Origin of the sequence: Neobacillus sp. NPDC058068 (assembly GCF_042885335.1) — a bacterium.
In the GTDB taxonomy this organism is placed as follows: Bacteria; Bacillota; Bacilli; order Bacillales; family Cytobacillaceae; genus Neobacillus.
On sequence record NZ_JBHVSI010000018.1, the window covers coordinates 70,165 to 93,403 of the forward strand.

19 protein-coding genes are annotated in these 23,239 nt (G+C 35.9%); 16 read left to right on the forward strand and 3 right to left on the reverse strand.

Annotated features, from left to right (window positions below; translation table 11 throughout):
• The first annotated feature begins 595 nt into the window (after positions 1-595).
• The 7 genes from ACFVSW_RS20385 to pssA all read left to right on the forward strand — a co-directional run bounded on the left by ACFVSW_RS20385 (position 596) and on the right by pssA (position 8,527).
• Positions 596-1,867, forward strand: a complete 1,272-nt coding sequence (locus ACFVSW_RS20385; protein ID WP_387318444.1) for a RidA family protein — start codon at positions 596-598, stop codon at positions 1,865-1,867.
• Between the two features lie 599 nt (positions 1,868-2,466).
• Positions 2,467-2,904, forward strand: a complete 438-nt coding sequence (locus ACFVSW_RS20390) for a MarR family winged helix-turn-helix transcriptional regulator (protein ID WP_387318445.1) — start codon at positions 2,467-2,469, stop codon at positions 2,902-2,904.
• An 84-nt stretch (positions 2,905-2,988) separates the two neighbouring features.
• The gene (locus ACFVSW_RS20395; RefSeq protein WP_387318446.1) at positions 2,989-3,936 is read left to right on the forward strand and encodes a ring-cleaving dioxygenase; all 948 of its coding nucleotides are present in this window, start codon (positions 2,989-2,991) and stop codon (positions 3,934-3,936) included.
• A gap of 54 nt (positions 3,937-3,990) precedes the next feature.
• The gene (locus ACFVSW_RS20400) at positions 3,991-4,968 is read left to right on the forward strand and encodes a ring-cleaving dioxygenase (protein WP_387318447.1); all 978 of its coding nucleotides are present in this window, start codon (positions 3,991-3,993) and stop codon (positions 4,966-4,968) included.
• Between the two features lie 69 nt (positions 4,969-5,037).
• Positions 5,038-6,051: a pirin family protein gene (locus ACFVSW_RS20405; RefSeq protein ID WP_387318448.1), complete on the forward strand. Its 1,014-nt coding sequence runs from the start codon at positions 5,038-5,040 to the stop codon at positions 6,049-6,051.
• 475 nt (positions 6,052-6,526) lie between these two features.
• Positions 6,527-7,114: a 50S ribosomal protein L25 gene (locus tag ACFVSW_RS20410; protein WP_387318449.1), complete on the forward strand. Its 588-nt coding sequence runs from the start codon at positions 6,527-6,529 to the stop codon at positions 7,112-7,114.
• Positions 7,115-8,035: 921 nt separating this feature from the next.
• On the forward strand, positions 8,036-8,527 hold the full coding sequence (gene pssA / locus ACFVSW_RS20415; protein ID WP_387318450.1) for a CDP-diacylglycerol--serine O-phosphatidyltransferase: 492 nt from the start codon (positions 8,036-8,038) through the stop codon (positions 8,525-8,527).
• Between the two features lie 557 nt (positions 8,528-9,084).
• Here the strand turns inward: pssA and ACFVSW_RS20420 are convergent.
• Both ACFVSW_RS20420 and ACFVSW_RS20425 read right to left on the reverse strand, forming a co-directional pair.
• Positions 9,085-10,215: an NADH-dependent flavin oxidoreductase gene (locus ACFVSW_RS20420; protein ID WP_387318451.1), complete on the reverse strand. Its 1,131-nt coding sequence runs from the start codon at positions 10,213-10,215 to the stop codon at positions 9,085-9,087.
• A gap of 39 nt (positions 10,216-10,254) precedes the next feature.
• The gene (locus ACFVSW_RS20425) at positions 10,255-11,010 is read right to left on the reverse strand and encodes an IclR family transcriptional regulator (protein ID WP_387318452.1); all 756 of its coding nucleotides are present in this window, start codon (positions 11,008-11,010) and stop codon (positions 10,255-10,257) included.
• Positions 11,011-11,163: 153 nt separating this feature from the next.
• On the opposite strand from ACFVSW_RS20425, the gene ACFVSW_RS20430 reads away from it, so the two are divergent.
• Complete coding sequence (locus ACFVSW_RS20430; protein WP_387318453.1) at positions 11,164-12,105, forward strand: aldo/keto reductase; 942 nt, start codon at positions 11,164-11,166, stop codon at positions 12,103-12,105.
• Positions 12,106-12,940: 835 nt separating this feature from the next.
• On the opposite strand, the gene ACFVSW_RS20435 is transcribed toward ACFVSW_RS20430, so the two are convergent.
• Positions 12,941-13,432: a phage integrase SAM-like domain-containing protein gene (locus ACFVSW_RS20435; RefSeq protein WP_387318454.1), complete on the reverse strand. Its 492-nt coding sequence runs from the start codon at positions 13,430-13,432 to the stop codon at positions 12,941-12,943.
• A gap of 498 nt (positions 13,433-13,930) precedes the next feature.
• Here ACFVSW_RS20435 and ACFVSW_RS20440 point away from each other — a divergent pair, with 498 nt between their 5' ends.
• The 8 genes from ACFVSW_RS20440 to ACFVSW_RS20475 all read left to right on the forward strand — a co-directional run bounded on the left by ACFVSW_RS20440 (position 13,931) and on the right by ACFVSW_RS20475 (position 23,157).
• Positions 13,931-14,611: a response regulator transcription factor gene (locus ACFVSW_RS20440; protein ID WP_387318455.1), complete on the forward strand. Its 681-nt coding sequence runs from the start codon at positions 13,931-13,933 to the stop codon at positions 14,609-14,611.
• On the forward strand, positions 14,608-16,596 hold the full coding sequence (locus ACFVSW_RS20445) for a sensor histidine kinase (protein WP_387318456.1): 1,989 nt from the start codon (positions 14,608-14,610) through the stop codon (positions 16,594-16,596). Before ACFVSW_RS20440 ends, ACFVSW_RS20445 begins: the two co-directional genes overlap by 4 nt.
• A 317-nt stretch (positions 16,597-16,913) precedes the next feature.
• A complete protein-coding gene (locus ACFVSW_RS20450) occupies positions 16,914-17,681 on the forward strand; it encodes a polysaccharide deacetylase family protein (RefSeq protein WP_387318457.1) in 768 nt (255 codons plus the stop codon).
• A 26-nt stretch (positions 17,682-17,707) separates the two neighbouring features.
• Entirely contained in the window at positions 17,708-18,385 is a 678-nt protein-coding gene (locus ACFVSW_RS20455; RefSeq protein ID WP_387318458.1) for an N-acetylmuramoyl-L-alanine amidase family protein, read from the forward strand.
• A 521-nt stretch (positions 18,386-18,906) separates the two neighbouring features.
• Complete coding sequence (locus ACFVSW_RS20460; protein WP_387318459.1) at positions 18,907-19,989, forward strand: ABC transporter ATP-binding protein; 1,083 nt, start codon at positions 18,907-18,909, stop codon at positions 19,987-19,989.
• 20 nt (positions 19,990-20,009) lie between these two features.
• Positions 20,010-20,900 carry a carbohydrate ABC transporter permease gene (locus ACFVSW_RS20465; protein WP_387318460.1) on the forward strand — a complete coding sequence of 297 codons (891 nt, stop codon included), beginning with the start codon at positions 20,010-20,012 and terminating at the stop codon, positions 20,898-20,900.
• 17 nt (positions 20,901-20,917) lie between these two features.
• Positions 20,918-21,742 (forward strand): carbohydrate ABC transporter permease, encoded by an 825-nt coding sequence (locus ACFVSW_RS20470; RefSeq protein ID WP_387318461.1) that lies wholly within the window; start codon positions 20,918-20,920, stop codon positions 21,740-21,742.
• A gap of 98 nt (positions 21,743-21,840) precedes the next feature.
• Entirely contained in the window at positions 21,841-23,157 is a 1,317-nt protein-coding gene (locus tag ACFVSW_RS20475) for an ABC transporter substrate-binding protein (RefSeq protein ID WP_387318462.1), read from the forward strand.
• Positions 23,158-23,239 lie beyond the last annotated feature (82 nt).

Sequence of the window (23,239 nt, forward strand, 5' to 3'; positions counted from 1 at the left end):
ATAAATGGAAGCCAGGAAGTTAGTCTGGGATTGATGATAACTTCTTAAATATTCCAGGAGTAGAATACGCTACGAGTGAGTTCAAGTTTCCTGTAGGTTGTGACTATTTTAGAATTAAAGGAATTACTATTGGGAAAGATACTATTACGGTTAGTAGTTATACTAAAAATAAAGTATATCCAGCATTTAAATTGGTAGACGGAGATGGAACAGTTAGAATAAGACCTGCTGAAGGTAGACCTAGTCAAAATGATAACTCGTACACATATAAAATCACAAGACACGTGGAGTGTGTGTCGAGACTGGTAAAGAAAAAGTGAAACGGCAAGAATCAGGACTGTCATCTTCCGGGTATTGTGCAGCAATTCACAAGAAACATGTAGTCAAAATGAAGAAAGCCTGCTATAATTGCAACCTAACCACTCGAGGGGTTACTAACTCAAGTTTCGCAGCAGAAATCAGGCATTAAAGCCTTGATATAAATAGGCTGCAAGCTAAACGAAAACATCACTTGCTTAAAAACGGTTTAAACCGGATTTTTCAGTGCATACTTGAGTTATAAATATTAAAAAATTCATCTAAGGGGAATACTATCATGAGCGGCTATAACGCAGTATCAGCAAAAAATACGGAAAATGCTCCAAACGGTAACGGTTTATATTCACAAACTGTAGCTTTCTCTCATTACAATAATCTTTCAGCTCAATTACCTATCGAACCCAAAACTGGTAAATTGGTAGCTGGTGGTATAAAAGAGCAGGCAGAACAGTGCTTTAAAAATATCAAGGCAATTGTAGAAAGCATCGATCATGTTATGAGCGATGTCGTTAGAATTACTGTATTCGTTAAGGATATCAAAGATGTTGACGCTGTAGACGAAGTTTATAAAACATTCTTCCCAACCTATGTTCCTGCACGTACAACAGTTGCAGTTGCAGCTTTACCTATGGATGCTATGGTACAAATTGAAGCACTTCTTTCACACGGTGAAGGTACAATTCCAAACGCACCACAAGCAGGCGACCTTGTAAAGCTTACAAATAACACGGCGAATGCACCTACATGTACTCTATCTACACAAACTGTAGCTTTCTCTCATTACAATTATCTTTCAGCTCAATTGCCGATCGATCCAAAAACTGGCAGATTTGTAGCAGGCGGTGTAAAAGAGCAGGCTGGACAGTGCTTAAAAAATATCAAGGCAATTTTAGAAAGTATCGACGTTCCATTTGACGATATTGTTAAAATGACGATCTTCCTTAAAGACCTTTCGGATGTTGAAGCGGTAAACGAAGTGTATTCAACATTTTTCCCAGACTCCGCTATCGCTAGGGCCGTAGCATTTGTCCCTGCACGGACAGTAGTTGCAGCTTCAGCTTTACCTATGGATGCTTTGGTACAAATGGAAGCAGTTGTGTCTCACGGAGACGGTACGCCTCCACAAGCTGTTGAAGACAGACATGGAATCGTTATTTGGGCAAACAACACTGATAACGCACCAAAGAGTTCTCTATCTACACAAACTGTAGCGTTCTCTCATTACAATCACCTTTCAGCTCAATTACCTTTGGATGCAAAAACTGGTGAATTGGTAGCTGGTGGTGTAAAAGAGCAAGCTGAACAGTGCTTGAAAAATGTTAAGTCAATTGTAGAAAGCATCGACCACGTTATGGACGATGTCGTTAAAGTAAATATCTTCCTTACAAATATCGCGGATATGGATGCAGTAGACGAAGTTTACAAAACATTCTTCCCAGGCGGCGTTCCTGCCCGAAGAACAGTTGGCGTATCAGCATTACCTGAAGGTGCTTCAATTCAAATCGATGTAGTTGTATCAAATGCTGAAGGAACACCTCCAAAAGCATAACAAGCATTAGTTTGTAAATACAGGAACGATCAAAGTTACTTGTTAATGCCGATAGTGAATGCCAAATCGCATATCCTCGTCATTAAAAGAGGCTGTCTCAAATGAAAATTGAGGCAGCTTCCTTCTTTTAACAGCATAGATGAAACAGCATCGAGATTTTAGCCTAATATGGCAGAAATCTTGATGCTTTAGATTTTTATCAAGAGAGAAACAAAGTGTGAAGGTTGAGTTTATGCCTTCTTTGTTTTGGCTATAAACTGAACAAACTTAACAAAAGTATCAAGGCATGTAGAGAATGTGACCAACGGTGACACACTAAATGTTGCAAATGCTAACATTTCTCTCCCGAATTAGAGGCTTCTCATTAATTGTGCAAATTTATGGGAAGCCTCTTTTTTCATTTCTTTCGTTACGTGAAGATAGACATTCTTAGTTGTGTCATCGTGGCAGTACCAAGCCGTTCCATAATCTCCTCTAAGCCAGAATAGTTCAGCATAAAATCCAGAGATGCACAAGAAATATTCTTAATTCGAGATATTTTTATTGCATTTTCTTCACTTGAGGTGTAAAGTGATAGTTACGAAAGGAAGTGAGTCATATTGAAAAAAAATACACTTGGTTCACTAATCTGGTTGCGTATTGCTCGTTTTACACATCAAAGTAATTTATTATCGAATGAATTCTTAAAACAGTATGGTATCACAGCTGCACAGTTTGATGTATTAAATCAAATTTCTACTTACCAGCCTATCATGCAAAGTCAACTTGCTATTAAAGTAACTGTGTCGGAGGGCGGAATTTCACGTATGCTCACTCGACTTGAGCAAGACGGATATATACAGCGTAAGCAGGACTGGAAAACTAAATGGATTGCCCTTACTTCAAAAGGGGAAGATAAAATGCATGAGGTTTTTGAACACCAACTTACCTTCCAAACCTCCGTTCTTAATGACTGCTTAACAGAGGATGAGCAAAAAACACTATACAAGCTGATGACTAAGCTACAAAAAAATACTGAAAATAAATTAGAGAATTAAGACCCCATTTACTTGTGGTAAATACTAGGATGTTAATTTTTTATTTTTCACTTGACTAGTTAATTGATAATGGAGGAATGATCTATGTATAAAATTCCAGGACATCATCACATTTCAATGATTACAAAAAACGCAAGTCAAAATAATCATTTTTACCGACATGTGCTTGGTTTACGTCGTGTGAAAGTAACGGTGAACCAAGATGATCCATCGATGTATCACATATTTTACGGAGATAAAACAGGCAGCCCAGGTACTGAACTATCATTTTTTGAAATTCCACTAGTAGGAAAAACTTATCGCGGTACAAATGCCATCACAAAAATTGGCTTACTCGTACCATCAGAAGCAAGTTTATTCTATTGGAAAGCACGTTTTGAGGAATACGGTGTAACCAAAAGTGACATTACCACTTATGCCAATTATCCAGCTTTTCACTTTGAAGATCCTGAAGGTTTACGTATGGTACTTCTTGTCTCAAACGGTGCGAAAGTAGGGCACTGGCAAACTTGGGAAAAATCAGAGGTCCCTGCCGAGCATCAAATTCAAGGGATGGGTTCTGTAGAAATAACAGTACGAAGACTTGATAAACTAGCAAGCACACTTACAGACATGTTTGGCTATACAGAGATAAGCCGTACAGATGACGAAGCGATTTTTCAATCAATCAAAGGAGAGGTTTTTGGAGAAATCGTCGTGAAATATTTAGACGGTCCATCTGAAAAACCAGGCCGTGGAAGTATTCATCATTTGGCAATTCGTGTAAAAAACGAAGAAGAGCTTATCTTTTGGGAAGAGCAGGTACGAGCACGTGGCTTCCATTCATCTGGCATAGTGGATCGCTTCTACTTTAAGAGCCTATATTTCCGTGAATCAAACGGGATTCTATTTGAAATCGCAACTGATGGACCAGGTTTCACTGTCGATGGAGATGATATCGAAACACTGGGTGAAAAATTAGTTTTACCTCCATTTTTAGAAGACCGTAGAGTTGAAATTGAAAAAAATCTAAAACCCATTGAAGATTATTAATCACTCCAATCAAAATAAGCTAATAAAATTCGAATTTCCAAGGAGGAAAATAAAATGAACCAACTAAAAGGAATGCACCATGTAACAGCTATTACAAGTAGTGCAGAAAAGAACTATGAATTTTTCACATATGTATTAGGTATGCGTTTAGTTAAAAAAACGGTCAATCAAGATGATATTCAAACCTATCATTTATTCTTTGCTGATGATAAAGGGAGTGCAGGCACAGACATGACGTTCTTTGACTTCCCAGGCATTCCGAAAGGTGTACATGGTACAAACGAGATTTCAAAGACCTCTTTCCGTGTACCAAGTGATGCAGCATTAGTGTATTGGGTAAACCATTTTGATCGTTTAGAAGTCAAGCATACTGGAATTAAAGAGCAATTTGGCAAGAAAACTCTCTCTTTCGTTGATTTTGATGATCAACAATATCAATTAATTTCAGATGAATTCAATAAAGGCGTGGAATCTGGTACACCTTGGCAAAAGGGTCCTATACCACTGGAATATGCAATTACTGGTTTAGGTCCTGTTTTTGTTCGAATTGCGAACTTTGATTACTTTAAAGAAATGATGGAAAAAGTCCTATTATTTAAAGAGACAGATAAAGAAGGGTCATTCCATTTATTTGAAGTGGGTGAAGGCGGCAATGGTGCTTCAGTCATTGTCGAATATAATGCGATTCTTCCTGAAGCAAGGCAAGGCTTTGGTACGGTACACCATGCGGCATTCCGAGTAGAGGATCGCTCAGTATTAGATGAATGGACCCGCCGAATGAGTAGCTTTGGATTCCAAACATCCGGTTATGTAAATCGTCACTTTTTTGAGTCTTTATACGCAAGAGTAGCACCACAAATTTTATTTGAGTTTGCTACGGATGGTCCTGGCTTTATGGGGGATGAACCTTACGAAACCCTTGGGGAAAAATTATCTTTACCTCCATTCTTAGAGCCTAAACGCGCACAAATAGAAAAATTAGTTCGCCCTATTGATACAGTGAGAAGCACTAAGGAATTCATCAAAGAATAATAGGTTACTTCAGATTTAAAGATTAAAATAAATCCACAACAGCGTGGTTTTTAAAGGAGAGAAATAGAAGTGAATAGCAAAATCATGAAAATACAAAAATTAGGATTTCCATGGGAGACAGAAGATCCGTTTCTTATGACAGTACATCATAAAGATGCGTATCCTTCAGGAAATGACAAGCAGGGTCCTAACGTTTCATTGGCAGGCAGAAATCTTGGCGAGGATTTTACGTTGCGTGATGGATTTAGAATGTATCATGGCAAAACGGTTCCGGGATTTCCTGTACATCCCCACAGAGGTTTTGAAACGGTAACTGTTGTTCTTGAAGGTCTTATTGATCATTTTGATTCATATGGGTCCAGAGGACGATTTGGGAATGGGGATGTTCAATGGATGACAGCAGGAAAGGGATGCCAGCATACTGAAATGTTTCCTCTCGTCCATCAGGACAAAGGCAATCCACTTGAATTCTTTCAGATATGGCTGAATCTACCTGCCAAAGATAAATTCGCTGAACCTGAATATAAAATGTTATGGGCTGAGGATATACCGGAAGTAGAATCTGCTGCTTCTAATGGAAAGAAGACGACCGTAAGACTGGTTGCCGGAAATGTGATGGGCCAGTCTAGTTTAGAACCAAACTCTGCTTCTTGGGCAAATGATAAAAATCATCATGTGGGGATCTACGTTATTCATATGGACCCGGAAGCAGTCTTCACCCTGCCGTCAGTTTCAGCAACAATGACGAGAAATCTATACTATTATCAGGGAGATAAACTAAAGATAGATGAAACAGCGATTGAAACGTATCACCGTGTTAAGTTTGCTGGTGATCAAGAAATCACGATTACAAATGGATCATCTGAGAGTTATATGCTGCTCCTAGAGGGTGAGCCGATACAAGAACCGGTTGTATCCTATGGACCGTTTGTAATGAATACGGAGCAGGAAATTCACGATGCATTCAGGGATTATCAAAATACCCAATTTGGAGGCTGGCCGTGGGACCGTCCAGATCCTGTAAATAAGCGTGAGTCGGGAAGATTCGCACGCCATGCGGATGGAAGAGTTGAAAAAAGGTAACCATTATTCATTAAATGTAAGGTTAGTATTAGGATCTTACACAATTGGTGCTTTAATGGAGCAATAAAAAAGCCTAACTTCACCATTAAGGAACGAAGTTAGGCTTTTGGCTATACTCTTTCTGTTTTTTAAGTCTGTTTTTTTCGTGGTTTCGGCTTTATGTACAATCCAAATTCTTTAAATGAAGCTGTTACATAGGCCCCTTCAATAAAGAAGCATCATAGATTTTTACGTCTTTATCTGTGTACTCCATTGCCATTTCTAAATTCATATTGGCAATACCTAAATCATAAAATGCAAGTATTGTTTCTTCTTCAAATTTACTATTAGTATTTACTTAAATCATTACGGATCTAGAGGCGGATTTGTCAACATTATGGAATTGATAAGGTATACTTGAATTGTAAGGTAATTCTTAGACGTATCTATAAAAATGAAAGTCTAAGATTCAAATAAAAAGAAAGGTGGAAGTAAAATGAATACGTTAGTAGCTCAAGAAAGAAAAGACCTTAAAAAAGGTTCTTTGAGGAAATTGAAAAATAATGGAGAGATTCCTGCGGTTGTTTATGGTAGGGAGATTAATACAAAATCTATTTCTATTAAAAACGCAGATTTGCTAAAAGTGATAAAAGCTGTTGGTAGAAATGGCATAATAACTCTGAATCTTGATGGAAAATCAGAAAATGTTATTTTAAGAGATTACCAAAATATAGCTTTAACAAAAGAAGTACTTCATGTAGACTTCCTTCAAGTTAATCAGCACACTGAAATCGACACTAAAGTGAGTGTAATTCTAAAGGGAACATCGAATGGCGAGAAAGCCGGAGGAATAGTGAAACAATTGCTTCACGAATTGAATATAACTGCTAAAGCAAATGATATCCCTGATAATATTGAAATTGATATCACTGATTTTGAAATCGGCCGGACTGTACGAGTAGCAGATCTTAAAAAGGATTATAGTAACTTTACGATCAATAATGAGAATGAAGAAACTATAATAATGATAGACTATGTGAAAACCACAGAGGAAGAAGAGGATATAAGTGCAGTTGAAGTTTAAAGAGTTCGTCTTAATACTTTCTGCAACAAATATCCCTCTATGCTAATGCTCTGCCAAGCTTAGCAAATTTCAAATTACCGTTTAGAATTATAAATAAACCGAAAAACTATGTCAATACGTTTAAAACATTTAATACCAATCTTTTCAGGCTTCTCAAAGTTCACTGAACTTTTGAGAAGCCTCTTTTTCATTCTTTTAGTTAGTCTGGAATTATTTCATCAGTCATCTTCATTATTATTTCTTTATGTTGAGGATATTTTAACAAAAGATCGCTTTGTGTGAAAAATGTTCTAAGTAGTTCACTTTTGGGACCTTTTTTACTAGCTTTTAATATGCATAAAAAAGCCTAACTTCTCCATTAATGAAGACGAAGTTAGGCTTTTGGCTATATTCTTTCTGTTTTTAAGTCTGTTTTTTTCGTGGTTTCGGCTTTATGTACAATCCAAGTTCTTTTCTCTAAGGTAAATGTAAAAATAATAATCATATATTCCTACATTTACTATGCCTTATTGTTCCTTAAATAATGCTAAGTAAAAGGTCACGATTATCACCTAGTAGTTTTATATAAACAGAATACAATGGACAAAATAACTGATTAATGATCCAAAACCTAAATGAATCCGATATTCAATTTGAAGAAGGTAAGAACACTTAGTGAGGAAACATCAGCTAAACGAGTAGAAGATAAGTATGGAAAAGAGAACTTAGGGCATTGGACAATAACTTTGTCGTTTTTGCAATGAATTCAAGAATGGTACTTTAATCAAATTGGGCAAATTAATGATATAAAATAAAACTGCATATCCCCCTAATAAAAAAGTATTTCATTAAAATGCAAAATGCCGTTTAAAAAATAACGGAAGAATATATAGAAAAGTGCTAATTAAATGGGTGGAATCGGTAACGTCAGGAGGAATTAATTTGTTTAGTCTAGTTGCAAAAGCGGTACCTAATATATTTACATTGGGAAATTTATTGTGCGGTGTTCTTTCAATTACATGTAATATGAGTGGCTTCTTAGAAGTAGCTTCCATTTTAGTTTTTCTTTCAGCTATTTTTGATCTTCTTGACGGAAGAATTGCTAGAGGATTAAAAGTTAACAGTGAATTAGGTGTTCAATTGGACTCCTTAGCGGATATTGTTAGTTTTGGTGTTGCTCCCGCGCTTCTATTTCATACAATAGCAGCACCGTCTATTTTAACTTCTTTGGCATTTATCCTTTTCCCAATAATGGGGGCGATAAGGTTAGCAAAATTTAGTGTTAAACCAACCATAGGGTATTTTAGCGGATTGCCTATTCCTGCGGCGGGATTGCCACTCGCTGCAATGGGATTCTTTTCATATAGCAATGCATGGATTACCTTAATCCTTGCTGTTTTAATGGTGAGCCCCATTAGAGTTAAAAAACTTTAATTTAATATCACTGTGAAATATAAAATCACACTTATTTGTGAAACGGTTCACCGTAACACATCAAAATGGGGTTCTTTTGCATTTTTGAGCTAAAACGCTTCTAAATCAGATGTCTTGTCCTTAATCTAGTACCAGCAAAAGTAAAATAAACGGAGATTTTCCGGTTAGTTGCAGATTGGAGCTTGTTTTGGGGTAAATAAGGGGAGATTTTCCGATTATGCCAAGCAAAATCACCCATTTTCGAATTTTTCAAGTCAATAGGCGGAATCTCTCCGTCTATTTAAGCCCTTTTTTTCAGCAATTCCTAATTAAGCGGAATTTTTCCGTCTATTTATCAGATCGGGTGCTTAACCTTTAACTTCTTGTTGTTTGAAATGTTGAGACTTGTATTGGAAAAGAGGATGAGTGAGAATTGAAAACACATATTCTTGTAGGTGGGATGAAACTCAAATTGCTCGTGTTTTTTAGATAATCTTGAATATGAAGGTTATCGAGTAAGTATACAAATAAAGTAGCTCATTAAGCTACTTTATTTAGTAAATGATATACAAGTTAACTTATCGCTCAATAGGAAACCAACCTTCAACCTCTAAAATTAATTTCCATAAAGGAGTTGGGATGACAGCTTGGTGCTGTTCGTTTTGTTTTAACTGTTGAGAAATCGTTTCTTCTTTATGATTCTGTACTTTTTCAACCCAATGCGAATCAACAATTAGCGCTCGTCCAATCGCCACAAAATCTGTTTTTCCTTTTTCTAATAGGAGTGCTGCATCATCAGGCGTATGTATACTACCTACACCAATTAGCGGTATACGCCCGTTAATATATTTAGCAATTAATTCGGTACGTGATTTTTCACTCACAATACCTCGACGTGGTTTTGCCCAAGCATCTGTTGTTGCAATATGAAGATAATCAATATCTGCCCGGATTAACTCATCGATTAAAGAAATCGTTTCTTTCATTGTAATACCCGGTGTTTCCGGTTCTTCTGGAGAAAAACGATAGCCAATTAAAAACGGTTTTTTTGCATGTTTTTGAATTACTTTTTTAACTTCTTCGATCAGTTTTAATGGGAAAAGGAACGGATTTTCAAATTCATCCTTTCGTTTATTTGAATGGGGTGAAACAAATTGTTGAATTAAGTAACCACTTGCCCCATGTAATTCAACACCATCAAACCCAGCTTCGATAGCTCGGCGTGTTGCATCACCAAAATCAGTAATAGTATCGTATACCTCTTCAGTCGTTAATGCTCTTGGTGCTTGTTTAATGCTATAAAATCCACGGTCTTCAAGTGGAGCAATGGTACTAGCGCTTACGGTTTCATTATTTGGAATAAGTCTTGGCACGGCTAAACGGCCGCCGTGATAAAGTTGAACAACTCCTTTAGCGCCGTCAGAGTGAATTACATTGGCTAATTTGGAAAGACCTTCAATTGTGCCATCATGATCAATGCCCATTTGCCCATCGAAACCTTTCCCATTTTTCGAAACATATGCACATGCCGTAATAATTGTACCGACACCGTTTGCACGTTCTTTGTAATAATTAAGTTCTTCCCGTGATACATAGTCGTTCTCGTCAGCAGAAAAAGTTGTCATTGGTGCCATCATGAGACGATTTTTTACATGGACACCACTTTTAAATGTATAATCTTGAAATAATTTTTGATAGTTATCCTTCATTTAAATTCTCCTCTTGGATTCCTCGTTTATGCTTCTTAATTAATGAATATTTTCTAAAGCCTCGATTTCCTTCGTAATGGCTTCACTACCTATAATTAACTTTTGGGCAATGTATTTTATATTGCCGCGTGAAATTTGTTCTGCAGATGCTGCAATAGCTAATGCAGCAATTACTTTTTTATGACGAAATACAGGAACGGCTATACAACGGATACCGACGATCCGTTCCTCATCATCAAATGCATAGCCTTCTTGACGAATTGCCTTTAAATGATAATGGAATAGTTGAGAGTCTTGGAACGTATTTTTCGTCGCGGGATCTAGTGACATTTTTCCGAGTAAAGGCACTAACAGTTCTTCATCTAAATGGGCCAAAATGACTTTTCCTAAAGCCGAATGATGTAATTTTGAACGATTTCCGATTTCTTCGTCCGCTGACTTTTTAAATGGAGTATGTAATACCTGAGTCATGACAAGATCGGTACCATCCACTTTGCCTAAATAGGTACTCATTTGTAAATTTTGTGCTGCTTGATAGATGGAATGTAAAGAGACCCAATCCTTTTCGGATCGTTTTTTAAAACTGTTAAAAAACATTTTACGATTAATAAAATATTGAGTTTGAATTTTATAGATATAATTCATCTCTTCTAATGTTGTTAATAATCGAAATGCCGTAGATTTACTTAGGTGGAGTTGATTCATCACTTCTCTCAACGTAATCCCTCGATATTGTTTGACTAATTCTAAAACGAGAAGTCCTTTTTTCAGTGTTGATACTTCATTGTTTGCCATCTGCTCACCTCATCTTCTAATAGTATAGATCCTTATACTTTTTGTCTCAAAATATGTAGAAGGGGTTTCATTATATGAACCTTGACCACGATAATTTGTGGATTTTATTTTTGTTCCTTATGATTAGGCTAATTAATGACAGGAGGGAAAAACATGAAATTTTCAACATTAAAAAATACAGAATTTAAAGTATCAGAGATTGGACTTGGCACCAATGCAGTTGGTGGGCATAATTTGTTTCAAAATTTAAATGAAGCGGATGGAATAGACTTTGTAAGAGAAGCATTGAACAATGGGGTCAACTTTATTGATACAGCTGATATTTATGGTCTTGGACGTTCTGAAGAATTAGTAGGTGAAGTATTAAAAGAATTTAAACGAGATGACTTTGTGATTGCGACGAAGGGAGCTCAGCATTGGTTTGAAGATGGTTCTGTAAAAACAGATAATCGTCCTGAATATCTACGAGATGCAGTTGAAAAGAGTTTACAAAGGTTACAACTAGACTATGTAGACTTATATTATTTACACTTTCCAGACAATGAAACCCCTTTTGCAGAATCAATTGGTGAATTAGCTCGTTTAAAAGAAGAAGGAAAAATTCGTGCAATTGGGATTTCGAATGTTTCAATTGAGCAATTAAAAGAGGCGAACGCTCATGGAGATATTTCCGTCTTACAATCACCATATAATATGTTAGATCGTTCAGCCCAGGCAGAATTATTACCGTATTGTGTTGAAAATAATATTTCCTTTATTCCATATGGTCCATTAGCATTTGGATTACTAGGCGGTGGTTTCACAAAAGATTCTAAGTTAGATTCACAGGATTGGCGCAATTCTCTTCCTTTATTCCAAGGTGAGCAATTCCACCAAACACTTGAAACAGTGGACAAATTAAAAGAAATTGCTATTCAAAAAGAAACGTCTCTTCCTAACTTATCACTAGCTTGGTTACTTGCTCAAGAAGGTGTTGATGCAGTTATTCCGGGAGGCAAAAGGAAAGAGCGCATACTTGAAAATATTCATGCGAGTGAAATTATTTTATCAAAGGAAGAGTTAAATATTATTAACGATATTCTAAGTAACAACTAATGTATTAGGTTTAACTCAGGTAAAATTCCAAAAAAGCGGCCACAAAGGAATGATTTTTTCGTAATCACTCTGCTAATCAAATAGTTCTTTTGTTGTTTGAATAGGTAACTTAATAGAGAAGGTCTTTCATTAGTTTGCTAAACTGCTGTGAGGCCTTTTCTTCTATGTTAGCCGTCATATGAGCATTTATGTTATGGTTTCATAGTTGTGCTAATTGCTGTCTGAATCAGCAGGTGCAAGAATCGGGCAAGCACCCCTTTTTCAAAAATTTAATCTCTGCAGCTGATTTCTAGTATCTTCTATTTTTCTTTATTATTTTGGTATTGAATATTTTTTGTAGGGACTCAGCTTAACAGCCCATTCAATAGAATTCCTCAAGAAGGGGGCTAATAGACTCTTTATTTGTTTCGTATCGCTTGGCGATACGAAACAAATAAATCTAAAAGCCTTCATATTTAATAGAAAAGGAGGTTCGATATGCGACGTGATATACAACTGATAAAACGATATGTGTCAGTTTAAAACAAAGGTTTCTCATTTCCACCAGTTCATCATGTCCTTAATAGTATTCCTCAAGATAGGGGGCTAGTCAGCTCTTTTTTTGATTCGTATCGCAAGGCGATATACTTTCCTGTATTAACGAAAACGAAATCCCTATCGTGATATTCTGCTCCAATTTCCTTCTTTAATAACTTGTTAAAACTGATAATCCGCTGCAACGAATCATATACTGCTTTATCTATATCAATTATTCTACGGGATGTTTTGTTTTTGGTAGTGACTAATGTATAGTCTTTTACGATGTTGTTAGGATTGTACAAAGTTTTTGTGGTGTTTAGAAAATAGCTTCCATCTTCTTCGAATACATCGCTTGTTTTAATCCACAAAACTCACCTACCCGTAATCCCGTAAACGCCAATGTGAGAAAGATTTCAAAATCAAGTTTTAATCCTAATTCCATACAAGCATGTAAGAACAGTGAAAGTTCTTCTCTTTCCATATAATTTGGAATGCTATCTTCGTTTTCAATTTCCTCAATGCTTTTTCTATACCGTGGAAAATAACTATGCGTTGTTGGATTTTCCTTTATGACTTCTAACTCAACAGCCTTTTCAAATATCATAGTAGCTGTTGAATAAATACCTTCAAGCGTGTTTTCTGAAAAGTCCTTTTTGAGTTTGTTAATGGATCTTTGGAACAAAGAAAGTGTGATGTCTTTCATCGGAATTTGATTAAAACATTTTAACAAATTATTGATTTCATGCCTTCTGATTCTAATCGTTCCTGGTTTTACTGCCCTTTCATTTTCATAGAATTTTCCCAACATATTTAAGTCTATGAAATTTGATTTTCTTTATCTTATCTTTACATTGCTTTGTTATACTCTAATGATGATAATTGGTGGTATATGTTGAAAGAATGGAAAAATACTTTATAAATAGACTTGGAGAAAATTGTATTAGCATAAAAACGTAACTCGTACATACGCTTATCGGGGATTTATTCCCCAAGAGTTTCTGGGTATCGTATTGCTGCTTGGTTTGGTTTGGTATTCTGTAAACCCTCCGATTGGTTCTTCGTACTGACTATAGTAGCAATGAATTTTTAGGGACATCCATTTCACAGCTTATAGGGTGAATAATTTTAAGCATAAGCACATCCCCGTAAAATTTATAGTGGGTGGATAAATCAGGAATTGACTGATCTTTACATAATATACAGGAATTGTTTATACAAGGATTAGTGAGCGTGGGAACATCTAGGGGATTTTCTCTTTCGCTACATTTTTGTGCCATTGGCGCGACGAAAGGAATGACACTTGTTTATGAAAGAAACTATTCTTATTGTAGAGGATGAGCAAATTCTGAGAGAAGTGCTTATAGACTATTTCTTAAATGAAAATTTCAATATGCTTGAGGCAAAGGACGGAAAAAAAGCATTAGAATTATTTGAAAGCCAGAAGGTTGATTTAATTATTCTGGATATTATGTTACCACAATTAGATGGGTGGTCAGTTTGCAAAAGAATTCGAAAAAAGGCGGATGTTCCGATTATTATGCTAACTGCGCGTGTAGAGGAAGAAGATACATTATTGGGTTTTGAACTTGGAGCAGATGACTACGTAACCAAACCATACAGTCCTCCTATTTTATTAGCACGGGCGAAACGGTTATTACAAAGTCGTCATCTAAAGGGTGTTGTTAAAGAAAAACGGTTAATATCGAATGGAATTACGATTAATATGAGTGCTAGAACGGTTATGATGGGAAGTTTGCCCATTAATCTAACCCATACTGAATTCGAAATTTTGTCTTATCTAATGCAAAATGAGGGAATTGTGCTGACAAGAGAACAATTAATTGTAAGAGTGTGGGGCTATGAATATGCCGGAGATGACCGAACAATCAATACACATATTCGTAATTTGCGGACTAAATTAGGTGATAAGGCAGATGCAATCAAAACAATTGTGCGAATAGGTTATAAGTTTGAGGGGCATGCATGAGAAGCAGAATTGTCATTAAACTATTCACTTTAATCACTCTACTTTGCGTGTTTATTTTAGCCACTGTTTTTATTGGGCTAACGATTTTCTTTAAACAATACTATGCTCATCAAAAAATGTTAGATATTCAGACAGCCATTAATCGCTACGAAGAGGATTATTTACAAACCAAAGAAGATAATTATGTGCAGCAAAAGCTTGTGCGGGATTTTTATCAAGCTCATAATACTTGGATTACGGTATTGGATCAAAATGGAAATCTTAAAAATGTTGATAATTTTTTCATTAAAGTCCATTTGGAAAGAGTGGAAGACGAATCCCTTAGAGATAAAGAAATTCGTATCCCTTTATATTATTTAATGACTTTTGAAGATACTTTAACTGATGATTTCCCTCTCAAGGAAGGGGCGAAAGTTGGAATATATGGAATCAATAGCAAAACAACTATTGTCCCTTATGTGATTGGCCAATTAGGAAGTTTTGTACCCAACGTATTTGGAAAGAGAGGAGTTTTGGATACGTATGAGTTAGAGATGCAACAAGGAAATTCATCCTACTGGGAAAATAAACAGCTAAAAAAGACAATAGGGGACTATCTTGATGTGCAGCTTGAGCAGACTAGCTCAACTTTGAAGAATGAAACAGATCCTTTCCCTATCGTTATATCTGAGTCCAGTCCAGAGGAGTCAGCGAAACTGGTAGAAGAGTTAAAAGAAGAGCAGGAAAGTAAACCGAGGCCACCAACTAATTCAGAACCAGATATTGTTCATCTAAATGGGACGGTTACAGCTGTAGATCTCCCTAGTCGAAGTGAAGGATCTAATCTCATATACACGAATCCTCTATTTGTGGATAAAATCAAAGACTTTCAAGCTTCTATTTTATTGAAACCCAGCCATACAATGGATCATTCTATTCAAATCGAGGACTTTGAACAAAATAATATTCAATATAAAGTACTTATCAAGCCATTTTTAATTGATGGTCATACATCTTATTTATTTGCGATTACTTCATTGCAGCCAGTAGATGAAGCAGTCCAGATGGCAAAGGAGTATTATATCTATTTAATCGTTTTTGTTATGCTTCTTGTTTTGTTGGCATCCTTTTATTATTCAAAAAAAATCGCAAGTCCATTACTGAAAATTAATCAAACGGCGAAGAAAATTGCTAATTTAGATTTCTCAGAAAGTGTCACTGTGAAGTCAAAGGATGAACTTGGAACGTTATCGAAAAATATTAATATTCTTTCGGACACGTTACACAATCATATTAAACAGTTACAGCTAGATATTGAAAAAGAAAAGCAGTTGGAAAACACGAGGAAAGAATTTATTTCAGGTGTTTCCCATGAGCTTAAAACTCCATTAAGTATTATGAAGAGCACTATTTCTATTCTACAGGATGATGTAGCCAAGCATAAAAGAGGTTATTACTTTCATGCATTGGAGCAAGAGGTGGATAAAATGGACCGCTTAATTGAGGACATGCTTGAATTGGCAAAATATGAATCTGGCACATATCAAATGAAGATGGAGCCATTTTATATTGATGAGATGATTGAAAGTGTTTGTGCAACACTTTCTTTTGAAGTTATAAAAAAGCAGGTGACCATTCGACAAGATTTACAACCATTTAAAGTTATTGCGAATGAACATCGGATTGAACAAGTAGTAACAAATTTTTTAACAAACGCTATTCGCCATACAGAGGAAAACGGTGAGATTATCATTTCGACATTTGTAGAGAAGAAACAAGTAAAAGTCTGTGTGGAAAACACAGGGGATCCAATTGCTGAGGAGTGGATTAGGAAAATTTGGGATCGATTTTATCGGGGAGATACATCCCGTGAACGTTCGCAAGGTGAAACAGGTTTAGGTTTGGCCATTTCTAGAAATATTCTCGAATTACATGACAGTATATATGGAGTGGAAAATACGGAGAATGGTGTAAGGTTTTATTTTTATTTACGTAAAAATGAATAATGTGCTTACGGTCAAAAAAGAGCAATCAAGCTATGGCATGAACCATACTTGATTGCTTTTTTTATGTTTGATTATTTTTCTTTAGACAAAGTACACTTCATCTTCATTTTATCTTTATCTCGGACCTTTACTCTATCAGTAGAGAGAAAGAAAAGGAGAAAATGTATATGCAGATCCCACAAAAAAGTCAGAAAAGAACGCTGAAAATGGTCTTTAAGATTTTCATATTGCTTCTATTTGTCGTTTCTTGTCTTTGGATAGTTGATTATTCTTCAAAAGGTTCTTTTTCCATAAAAACAGTGGAGGACAATTTAACTTTGGCAAAAACGGTAGAAAAAGCTAGTCCTTTAACTAAGGATATGGGAAAAAAGAATGTTGCGGAAAAAGAGAAAGAAGATAAAAAGACAGAAGAAAAGCAAGAGAAAGCATATAAAAATGAAGAAGAAGAAGGGAAGGGATATCAAAGGAAAAATAAAAAAATAGTTTACTTAACTTTTGATGATGGACCTACTAAATGGACTGGGGCTTTTCTTGATGTATTAAAAGAGCATGGGATACAAGCAACCTTTTTTATGCAGGGAAACAATTTAAAAAAAGCCTCCTTCCAATCAGATGTAAAGCGAGCATTTGAGGAAGGTAATTATATTGGTGCCCATAGTATGACACATGATTATACCGAAATATACAAAAAGCGCAAGTTTGTCTCGGAAATGGTAGAAACATTAAAGCTTATCCACTCTATAACAGGAGCGGATCCACAATTAGTTCGTCCTCCGTATGGTTCTATTCCTGGATTAAATGATGAAGTGATAAAAAAACAGGTGATGAAGGAAGGATTAAAGGTGTGGGATTGGACGATCGATTCTCAAGATTGGAAATATCAAAGCGATCCAGAAAAAATTTTGAACATTATTGAAACAGCTACGACGGAGGATGTGGAAGTGATTCTAATGCATGAAAAGGAACAAACATTGAAGCTTCTCCCCAAGATTATCACTTTTTTCAAAGAGCGGGGATATGAGTTTGAAGTGTATAGTGATCTGAAGCATTTTCCTATAAATTTTTTATCTGATAATCGTTTATAAAAATTACTCTTGTGAGGAATATTTCTATGAAAAGTAAACTATTAATCTATTTTTCTATCTTATCCTTAGCATTTGTTGCAACAAAAGTTTTTAAATATGAAGATGTTAATAAAAATATAGAAAAAAGGGAAATAATTGAAACAGCAAAGCCTGAAAAGATAGTTTTGGAAGGGAAAAGAATTGTACTTGATCCTGGGCACGGTGGCAATGACATTGGAGCTAGTGGGCAACACGGTACACTTGAGAAGCAAGTCACTTTAGAGACGACTAAGAAAATAATGGTTGCTTTAGAGGAGGCTGGTGCAGAGGTAATACTAACTCGTGATGATGACGAATATGTCGAACTTGAAGATCGAGTATTGTTAGCAACAGAAAACAAGGCAAATATTTTTATTAGCATTCATTATAATGCTTTTGAGACAAATGATGTATATGGAATGACTACTTATTACTATAATAAGCGAGATCAGAGAATGGCAGAATGCTTTCACGAGCATATTTTAATGCAGAATATCAGCACTCGAGATCGTGGAGTATCCTATGGAGATTACTATGTATTAAGAGAAAACAAGGTGCCAGCTGTGTTACTAGAACTTGGGTATATTTCAAATGCAGAGGATGAAGACAATATAATTACTCCTGCTTTTCAAGCTAAAGTAGCGACGGGAATTGTAGAGGGGATTATTGATTATTTTAGGGTATAAGGAGGACTAATTAATTTAACATGGGGCCGATTGATTTATTTCTCCTTGTTTATATATACTCCGATTTTATTTTTTTTGAGGAATGTTACGATTCAAAAGATTTCTCCCTAATGTGTTGCTTGTCTATGATATAGCTTAATCGAGGCTTCTCATAAGTTCACTGAACTTATGAGAAGCCTCTTTTTTTATTTCTTGCGTGGACGTGAAGCCATGTTTATTCGTGTGAAACACCAGCCACGGCAAGAAGCGACGTATATGTATGGCGTAAGGAATGCGTAGAGGTGGGGAAACATGGTATTTTGCAGGTTTGGTTAATCTAGATGGGGTGCTTCGTGCAAGGTAACAACAACCTAAATGTTAAAAATAGAGCAATGATTGATCATGTTTTTTAATTTTAGGTAAACGGTCAATATTTTATTATACCATAGTATTCATTTAATCTGAACATTAAATTCACAAAGAGTTAATAAAACTTAGATACTATTGGGGAGTAACAAAAATCAGCACGAGGAGGCAATCTGTTGAAAATACAGCTAAGAGATATCACCATGAGATTTGATAATGTTACCGCTGTTGATCGTTTAAATGTGACGATAGAAGAAGGTACGCTTGTATCTTTATTAGGGCCAAGCGGCTGCGGAAAAAGTACTACTTTATTTATGTTAGCAGGCCTTTATCAACCAACCGAGGGTGAATTATATTTTGGCGATCGTCTCGTAAATAAAGTGGAACCAGAAAATCGCGAAATTGGAATGGTGTTTCAGAACTACGCCTTATATCCTCATTTGACTGTTCTCAAGAATATCATGTTTCCATTAAAAATGGCGAAAGTTCCAAAAAAGGAAGCAGAAGGTAGAGCTAGAGAAATGGCTGCCCTCGTTCAAATCGATCACTTATTAGATCGTAAACCAAGTCAATTATCAGGTGGGCAGCAACAACGTGTGGCAATTGCTCGAGCTTTGGTTAAAAAGCCGAAACTACTCTTGTTAGATGAGCCATTGTCCAATTTAGATGCCAGACTACGTTTAGAAATGAGAGAAGAAATTAGACGTATTCAGCAGGAAGTTGGAATTACAACCATTTTTGTTACTCATGATCAAGAAGAAGCCATGAGTATTTCAGATAAAGTTTTATTAATGAAGGATGGAAAAGGACAGCAATTTAGTCCTCCGCAAGATATGTATGACTATCCTGAAAATCAGTTTGTCGCTCAATTTATGGGCAATCCTCCTATTAATATACTATCGGTTAAACTCCGCAATGATTTGCAAACGCTCGTTTTATCCGATACTGAGGATACCTATCGATTAGAATCACTTGTGAAAAGTCATGTAGATATTAATGGGGAATTTGAGCTTGGTGTTAGACCAGAAGACCTTTACATTGAATCGGATTTAGCAAAAGCGGGGATTACAGTGGAGGTCATGATGGTTGAGCGAATTGGAAGAGATAATTTATTGTATGCAAGATTGGGACAAACAAACCTGCGTGCTATTGTTTCTCCAGATGTAAAAGTCAATCGAGGAGATAGGGTGAAATTAGCTATTCGTCCTGGACGTACTCATTTATTTGATATACGCAATGGTAAAAACTTGCTGAATTAAAAGGATAGGAGGTACTTATTTTGAATGATAAACCAACAATGAAAAAAACAATGAAGGCTATTCTTTATCTTATTCCTGCATTGTTAATCATTGGAACTTTTAGTTTTTATCCTATTATAAAGTCCTTTTTTATGAGTTTTTATACGGATTATGACTATTTTAAAGACCTTGTTTTTGCAAGAGGGTTGGATAATTATTCTTTTATTTTCCAGGATCCTGAATTTTGGAAGTCGTTACAGAATACGCTAATTTTCGTCATCGGCGTTGTTCCGCTATCTATTATCATTTCATTGGTCATTGCTACATTCTTACATCAAAAAATAAAGTTTCGCGGGTTGTTTCGTACCATTTACTTCATCCCGTTTGTTACATCTGTCGTGGCAGTATCAATTGTTTGGCGCTGGATTTTCCACAGCCAATATGGGGTGCTGAATTATGCCCTTAGTTTTTTGGGGATTTCACCGATTAAATGGTTATCCGACCCTGATTGGGCCATGCCTTCCCTGATTATTTTAGCGATATGGAAAGGTCTTGGCTACAATATCATTATTTTCTTATCAGGATTACAAAATATTGATAAGCAATACTATTTAGCAGCTAGAATCGATGGGGCAGGGGCTTGGGAACGATTTAAGAATATTACGGTCCCATTACTATCGTCGACGACATTTTTTATTTCGATTGTTTCCATTATCAACTCCTTTAAAGTGTTTGATGAAGTCTTTGCTCTCTTTGGTGGACAACCAGGCCCTGCAGGAAGTGCAGAGACGATTGTTTACTATATTTATAATAAGTTTTACGGAGAATGGAACTTTGGGGTTGCCTCAGCAGCGGCCTATGTCTTGTTATTTATTATTTTTATTTTTACTCTGATTCAACTTTATGTTGGTAAGAAGAAAGTAAATTATTAACACAAGGGGGGAGAATATTGCAAAAAGAAGCACTTTCTAAAGGTTTTATTTATCTATTGTTAATCCTAGGCAGCCTATTGATGCTCTTGCCTTTTATATGGATGATATGTACCTCCTTAAAAGCAGCAAACGAAGTGATGATTATGCCTCCTAAGTGGATTCCTTCTGAAATTCAATGGGGCAATTATATAAAAGCGTGGTTCTCAGCTCCTTTTGCTACGTATTCGGTTAATAGTGTGATTGTCCTAGTTGCTAGTACTATAGGTGAGTTGATCACTACTATTCTCGCTGCCTATGCTTTTTCAAGAATTAATTTTTATGGCCGCGATATTATTTTTTCTATTTTGCTTGGCACCATGATGGTCCCTGGTGAAGTCCTGTTGATTCCTAATTTTGTCACCTTATCGAATTTAGGATGGATTGATCATTACCAGGCATTAATCGTTCCTTGGTTAGCAAGTGTTTTTTCCATCTTTTTATTGCGGCAATTTTTCCTTTCGATTCCAAAGGAACTTTCTTTTGCTGCAAAAATCGATGGCTGCAGCGATTTTCGTTTTCTTTGGTCTGTCATGGTTCCCCTTGCAAAACCAGCATTAATAACGATTGCCATACTTAAGGCTATTGGCAGCTGGAACGCTTTTATGTGGCCATTAATCGTTACAAGTTCTGAAAATATGCGAACTTTACCAGTGGGATTAATAGCATTTAGTACAGATACCGGTACGAAATATGAATTATTAATGGCAGCGTCATCCATGATTATCTTTCCAATGATAATTCTGTATATCGTTTTACAAAAATATATCATTGAAGGTGTTGCTAGAGCGGGAATTAAGGGTTAATTCAAAAAATATCAAAGGGGGTGATTTTAACTAAGTGATCCTGTTTAAATAAAACGTTATTATCATATTTTTTATAAAAAAATTGGAGGTTAGACACCATGAAAAAAATCGTACACGTTCTATTCGTATGTTTGTTAGCTATTAGTCTTGCTGCCTGTTCAAATGCAACGAAACCATCTAGTCCTGAAAAGCAAAAAACGGCAGATATCCTAACGAAAATTGATAAGCCAGTAACTATTGAATTTTGGCATGCCATGACCGGTAACTTAGAAAAGACTTTACAAACGATGACACAGAAATTTAATGATTCACAATCAAACATCACTGTTAAGCTTGTCAATCAAGGGACATACGATGATTTAAACAAAAAGTTAATGGCTGCAGCTAAATCACATACTTCACCTGTAATGGCACAAGCATATGAAGATTGGATGCAGGATTATATCAATAATGATTTAATCACGGATTTAACCCCATATATTCAAAATAAGACAGTAGGTTGGTCTGATTCCGAACTTAACGATATTGTACAAGTATTCCGCGATGAAAATAGTTGGAATAATAAATTCTACGGTGTTCCTTTTAATAAAAGTACAGAAGTTCTTTACTATAATACAGATATGTTTAAAGAAAATAATTTAAACGCTCCAACTACTTGGGCAGAACTTGAAAATGCCGCTCAAACACTAACAAAGGGAAATGTAATTGGGATGGGCTTTGAAAATGCAATTGGTCTCAATTTCCCAACTTGGGTACAACAAGCTGGGGGCCAATTTGTAGATGTTGACAACAAAAAGGTTACCTTCGATTCTGAAGAGGGCAAAAAGGCACTTACTTTCCTAAATGATATGGTTAACAATAAAAAGATTGCAAGACTAGCTGGTGAAGATAACTATATGTCTGATCCATTTAGCCGTGGTGATGTAGCAATGTATATCGGATCATCGGCAGGTATCTCTTTCGTAGAAGCTGGAGCGAAAGGTAAAATTAATTGGGCAACTGCTCCACTTCCTGCAGGCGAGAAAGCATCTACGCAATTCCAAGGTACAAATTTAGTGACTTTCAGTTCAGCAGACGATCAACAGAAACTTGCAGCATGGGAGTTTATGAAATTTCTATCTAGTAAAGACCAGACTATTTATTGGGCTCAAAACACTGGATATGTACCAGTTCGTGAATCAGCTTTAAAAGACTCTGTATGGTTAAAATATATTGAAGAAAATCCAAAATACGCTGCTGCAGAAAAACAATTTGATGCTGGTTACTACTTCCCGCATCTTGACGGTGCATTTGCAATGAAATCAGCGTATTCTACTGAAATTCAAGCAGTATTAGTTGGGAAAAAATCAGTTGATCAAGGACTCCAAAATGCTGCAAAGAATACTCAAGATGCTTTAGACAAGGCTAATAAATAAATAGAAAAAAGAAGAAATGGGGGCCAGTCAATGGTTCCCTTCTTCTTTCAAATAGACAGTTCAATCGTTGAAAATATTTTAC